The organism is Armatimonas sp., from assembly GCF_043760365.1.
Taxonomy (GTDB): Bacteria; Armatimonadota; Armatimonadia; order Armatimonadales; family Armatimonadaceae; genus Armatimonas.
Window position 1 is genome coordinate 1 of sequence record NZ_JAYUPA010000329.1, and the last position, 5275, is coordinate 5275.

A 5275-nucleotide genomic window follows, 5' to 3' on the forward strand; every position below is an offset into this window, starting at 1 on the left:
CACAATAGCCTCTTTCTTTTGGCCTAATTTTTCTCCTTTGCCCAGGCGTACCCGAATCGGTTGAGAATTTTCCGGGAGCATAGGAATTCCTTTACCATCAGCTTGCGCGACTAAAATCGTGGCTTCTGTGGCGGGCGATACAACAGAATTATTCTGGTAAAATTCTTCCACGAGAGCACTGTCCTCTAAAATAACTTCTTCGAGAGGTCGGCAGCTTAATTTCTGTGTCAAAATATTCTCAAAAATCTTTCCTGTTTTGTGATAAGGCAGATAACAAGCCGTCTGAGAGATCCATTCCCGTAGCAAGTCCGAGAGAGTATTTTCTGGCATTTTAAGCTTCGCATCTAACAGAAAATAACTTTGTCCGGTTTTATAATAGTAAGCTCTTTTGAATGTTATTTTTCCAAATATTGAGCGATAAGATCTTCTTTTAAGAGAATGAATCGGTAAATTTTCTCTATTTAGGCAGATACTATCTATATGCTTGAGTTGATCTTGCTGAGTCATGATGAAAGCCAGCAGTAGATCTCGTCCCAGACTCAGAAGGCTGGCGAGTAAGTGTTTCTCTGCCTGATAGATTGAGGGTGGGCCTTGCTGATTCTGTGTGACGAAGGTGATGATTTCTTCGAATTTGTCTTTGATTTGTTGTACAATTTCTTGGGAGTTGGGGGTCATGGCAGTCTCCTGGCGTTATTTTTGTGGCACAGACATTATGCCTGAAATTGCCACCCCCAACTCCTTCAACCAAAATGAGTCACACCCTAATGAAAATTGGTTTTGTTGACCGCATTCTAACAACCAACTTTGATCCTCTTCTGTCACGTGCCTGTGCTCTCGCCGGGGAGTTCCCGACGGTGTACAGTGTTCCTCACATGGCGATTTCTGAGCTCAAGGAGCTCCCTGAGAAAGCTATTTTCTACCTGCAGGGGCAGGGAGTCTCCCAGAGCCGTCCTCTTCCGCGCGTCCTGAGAGCTGTCCTTGAGGAAACCAGTAAAGAGCACCCCTGGCTCGTTGTGGGCTACAGTGGCACCGACTCCTTTCTTTTTTCCCGTCTGGCCGCACAAAAGACCTACGAGAGCCGCCTCTACTGGATTGGTAACGATCAGGAACCTCCTGCTGCAATCGTCACGCGAAAGCTCCTTCTACCTGGAAAACAAGCCTACTGGGTTCCTGGCTTCACTGCGGACTCCTTTTTTGTTCAGTTGGCACGTCATCTGGGAGGTTTCTCTACCGATTTTGCGGATCGTCTTCTGGAGCATCCGCAGGCAATTCTTGACACCCTGTCTCCGGCGATACAGCCAGATCAGCTTCTGGATCGGCTTCCCCGCATCGGCTATCCAACTCCTAAGGACATCCATCCCAGTTTTGTTGCCGCGCAGCTCCGTGAGGGAGATCAGCTTGTCGAACGCGCTCAGTATAAGGCAAGCTGTGAGGCAGATGCTCTCTTTGAGAGTGCCTACGCACGCTACGCAGGTGTGGCTGAGCTTCAGCCACAGCAGAGTGATGCCTACCTCCACTGGGCAATGGCTCTCTCAGAGCAAGCAAGGCTTAAGATCGGTGCGGATGTTGAGCAGCCCTGGTTTTCCCAGCTCTACTGCCTGTGAGCCGCGCCTAGCAGATTCTCCCACGCTTAGCGGCGAGGCCGTGAGCAATGGGCTTGCTACCGTCTGCCCCGTTCATCCAGCGCACGTCAACGGGCTCATCGGTGCGCTGGTAGCGCGTGTCGGAGCTGAGGCGGATAGTATTGCCCTGGTTGTCGAGGCTCGCGTGCAGGGTCGCCATGGAGAAGATGAGAAGATCGCCCATTCGGTAGTCCGTGGTGAGCCAGCGCCCGCCAAGCTGTTGGCGTACCGCCGGAGGGTCATGCGAGAAGGTACCGTCCCAGGCTTCATGGGTCTCAGGGTGTTCCCAGTGGATCTTTCCGGTTTGCACGGCTTCTGCGGCGGGGCCGTTCTCACAGTACGAGTCCACGTCCTGGGCAAGATAGCTGCCCGTGATGTCCTGCCGCTTGTGCGAGCCTTCTAAGATAATCAGGCCACCTACAGAGATCGGAATGTCTCCAAGGGGTGTCCAAGCCGTGAAGAGCTTGGGGGTTCCTCGGCCCATATAGACTTTGTCACAGTGCGGCGCAGTGCCACCGCCTGGGCTGACGGCACGCATCCACGTAAAGTCATAGTGGAGCACGGGGCCATCGAGCAGCCGTGCGAAAATCTCCATCATGGGGCCGTCGTAGAGCACTTTGAGCAGAGGGCTATTGTCCTCGGCCAGCTCCGCCCGAAAGTAGAGGCTCAGGCTACCATCAGGGGTTTGTCGCGGAATCGCCTCCATGAGGTCGGTGCCGGGTTCCAGCAAGCCCGCCGCATGAAGACGGCGGACACACTCCTGGCGTGCCTGAGTAACCTCCGCACGGTTCAGAGCGCCCCGGAAAAAAAGATAACCATCATTGGCCATGCGCTGGCGTAGGGCGAGCCCATCGCCAAGAACTGCCGTGGAGTCGCGAAGCTCTCCGAACACATCGTCGGTTATCTCCAGTTCTTTCTGGCGCGAAGTCAGTTTCATGGCAACAAATCTTTGTGGTAGAGCAGGGGATTGAGCGGGCTGGCGGCCTTATCACCGGGCTTGAGGCCGGGAAACCAGCGGCTTAGATCGTTCTCCCGGTTGGCATGGTCTGGTCTGCTAATGGTCGCGTCGTCCTCAAGATAGATAATGGTCATCACCTCACGAGTGCGTTCTGAATCGGCGTTGCCAGGCGCACCGTGGAGAGTCCAGCCGTTATGGAACGTGGCATCGCCTGCGGCCATATCACCTGCGTAGTCCAGTGAGTAGCCTTGTACTGCCACCAGCGCGTCGAATCGTGCTTCGGAGTCGTCGGAGATGTTCTCATGGCCTAAGTAACCCAGTGCTTGAGAGCCCGACGCGAAGCGCATCGTTCCCATCGCTGCCGACGCGTCCACCAGGGGCATCCAGAGCGTGACACACTTGACACCATCAAGGGGCCAGTACTGCTGATCCTGGTGCCAAGGCGTCGGGCCGCCGTGGGGTTCTTTGTAGAGCGCCTGATCGTGGTAGAGACGCACGCCTGCGACGCCCATCAGCTCCGCCGCGATCTTCGCAAAGCGCCGCGCTGTCACAAATTTCCTCACATCCTCGGAGATCTCCCAGATATTGGAGTACTGGATAAACGCCTTGCCGTAGGTATCACGCTGCTCAATAGGGGCGTAGCGCTTGGCGAACGCATTGGTCATGGCAGTGATCACCTCTCGGTAGGGCATCACTTCATCGGGGGTGGCAACTTGCCGCAGAAGTGCCCAGCCCTGATTTCGATAGTGTATGATCTGCTCTGTGGGCAACGGATAGTCCGACGATAGCTCTGGTAACATGATTCTTTTCTTTGCTTCAAAAAATAAACAGCGGCTCCTGTGGGTACAGGAGCCGCTGATCAAGTAAACCCAACCACAACCTACGGAGCAGGAAGGGGAGTGGGAACGATTACTGCGGGATCTGAAGGGACGAACTGGAAAGTATTTTCCACGCCACGTACCCGAACTAAGCCTGGGGTATCATCTGCTGTAGCCCCATTAGCAACTGAGCCAATGGTGATTGATAGATCGGAATTTACGGTCGCGACATCGTTAATGCCAGGAAGTATGACCGTATTGACGGTGCCATCCGCATTGGTGACGGGAGTGGTATTACCTGCGATGATAGTCCCATCTTCACGGAATGCAGGCTTACTGGAATCTTTCTTTGCCAAGCCGACGGGCTGAGGAATCGGAACAATACGAATTGCCCCGTCTAGCACGGTCACACTATAGACCGTACGTTGGGGAGCCTGTGCAGGGATGAGATTCTTCAGATAGGTGCCATTAATCGCATCGCGAACCAGTACCAGCCTATCTTCTGTAAGGGTGTAGCTGCCGTCTTCTGTGCCCCGAAGGGTGACAAGGCGATAACGGCCCTTGCCCAGAGATACTTGCCTACCGAAGATCAGAGTCTCACTGCTGCCGCAGGTGTCCACGACAATACTGTTGACGACTAGCTCTCGGGTGCTAGGTGCTAGAAGCTCTTTGGCATCGGGGCAGCTGACGCGGGTGCCTTCAATGCCGATCTGTTGCCGACGCCATATCCCACTGACATCTCGTGTCAATGAGGGGGGCGGGACTTTGGAGTCTATACTGCCTCCACTGCATCCTGCCGTAGCGACGGAAACAAGACCTAATATGCTCCAGCCAATACGAACTCTTATGGAATGTGCCAAACTATGCCTCCTCAAGATTCGCCATAATATACCACGCATCTGGGGTAAATCCCTCCTTCGGCCAGGAATTTTTCTCGCCTGATTGAGAGGAAGCTGGGTAAGGCATAGCGAACTACGTCCCATGACAATTTCAGAAGCACTGACAGTACTGGGCGTCACTGAGGATTGCTTGAGTACCGAAGAGAAAAATCAGTTAGATCATGATGGTTACTTGCCTTTGCAGGGAGTTCTCTCCTTTGAGCAAATTACAGCGATCAATGCAAGGCTGAGCAAGCTGCTTGTGGCAGAGGGAGAGAATGCGGGCAAAGAAGTACACCAAGAGGCGGGCACGAATCGCCTCTCGAATCTGGTGGATAAGAGCCCTCTGTTCCTACCTTGCTTCACCCACCCCCGCGTCCTTGCGGGAATTGCTCATGTACTCCAGGGAGACCTGCGGCTCTCGTCGCTCAATCACCGTGCAGCGCTTCCCGGACAGGGTCTTCAGTCGCTCCATGCCGACTGGAGCGGAGCCACGCCGCCGGGCCAGTTTTTTGTCTGTAACTCCATCTGGCTTCTGGATGACTTTACCCTGACCAATGGCGCAACGCGCGTGGTGCCCGGCTCGCACAATAGCGGGAAAGCGCCGCAGGAGGAGCTGGCAAGCCCCACGGATACCCATCCGCAGGAACAGCTTATTCTTGGGTCTGCCGGAACCGTGGTGATCTTTAATAGCCACACCTGGCATGGAGGAACTTTAAATCATACCGACAAACCCCGTCGGGCCCTGCACTCCTACTTCACTCGCCGTGACCAGCCACAACAAACCAATCAGCGTACCTCACTGAGTCCAGAAACAATCGCCGGGCTCTCTGAAGCGGCCCGGGTAATTCTGGATGTCTAACTAGCTGTGAAATAATTCACTGGCGGGGGGGGGGGGTGAGAGAGATACAATATTTTCCATAAAATGATAACAAGCGGTGTTGTGGATTGGCTCTAACTTAAAAAACAAGGTGATATTATGAAAAGAAAACAAATATT

At 53.8% G+C, this 5275-nt stretch carries 6 protein-coding genes; 2 read left to right on the forward strand and 4 right to left on the reverse strand.

Annotation, left to right across the window (positions count from 1 at the left end):
• On the reverse strand, positions 1–675 hold a 675-nt coding region (locus ACH2EH_RS08020; RefSeq protein WP_395140589.1), incomplete at its 3' end, for a UPF0236 family transposase-like protein.
• 89 nt (positions 676–764) lie between these two features.
• Here ACH2EH_RS08020 and ACH2EH_RS08025 point away from each other — a divergent pair.
• Positions 765–1604: a hypothetical protein gene (locus ACH2EH_RS08025; protein ID WP_395140591.1), complete on the forward strand. Its 840-nt coding sequence runs from the start codon at positions 765–767 to the stop codon at positions 1602–1604.
• A gap of 7 nt (positions 1605–1611) precedes the next feature.
• On the opposite strand, the gene ACH2EH_RS08030 is transcribed toward ACH2EH_RS08025, so the two are convergent.
• The 3 genes from ACH2EH_RS08030 to ACH2EH_RS08040 form a co-directional block, all read right to left on the reverse strand.
• On the reverse strand, positions 1612–2559 hold the full coding sequence (locus ACH2EH_RS08030; RefSeq protein ID WP_395140593.1) for a phytanoyl-CoA dioxygenase family protein: 948 nt from the start codon (positions 2557–2559) through the stop codon (positions 1612–1614).
• A complete protein-coding gene (locus tag ACH2EH_RS08035; protein WP_395140594.1) occupies positions 2556–3380 on the reverse strand; it encodes a phytanoyl-CoA dioxygenase family protein in 825 nt (274 codons plus the stop codon). Before ACH2EH_RS08035 ends, ACH2EH_RS08030 begins: the two co-directional genes overlap by 4 nt.
• 80 nt (positions 3381–3460) lie before the next feature.
• Positions 3461–4147: a hypothetical protein gene (locus ACH2EH_RS08040; RefSeq protein WP_395140596.1), complete on the reverse strand. Its 687-nt coding sequence runs from the start codon at positions 4145–4147 to the stop codon at positions 3461–3463.
• Between the two features lie 232 nt (positions 4148–4379).
• Here ACH2EH_RS08040 and ACH2EH_RS08045 point away from each other — a divergent pair, with 232 nt between their 5' ends.
• Complete coding sequence (locus ACH2EH_RS08045; protein WP_395140598.1) at positions 4380–5138, forward strand: phytanoyl-CoA dioxygenase family protein; 759 nt, start codon at positions 4380–4382, stop codon at positions 5136–5138.
• Positions 5139–5275 lie beyond the last annotated feature (137 nt).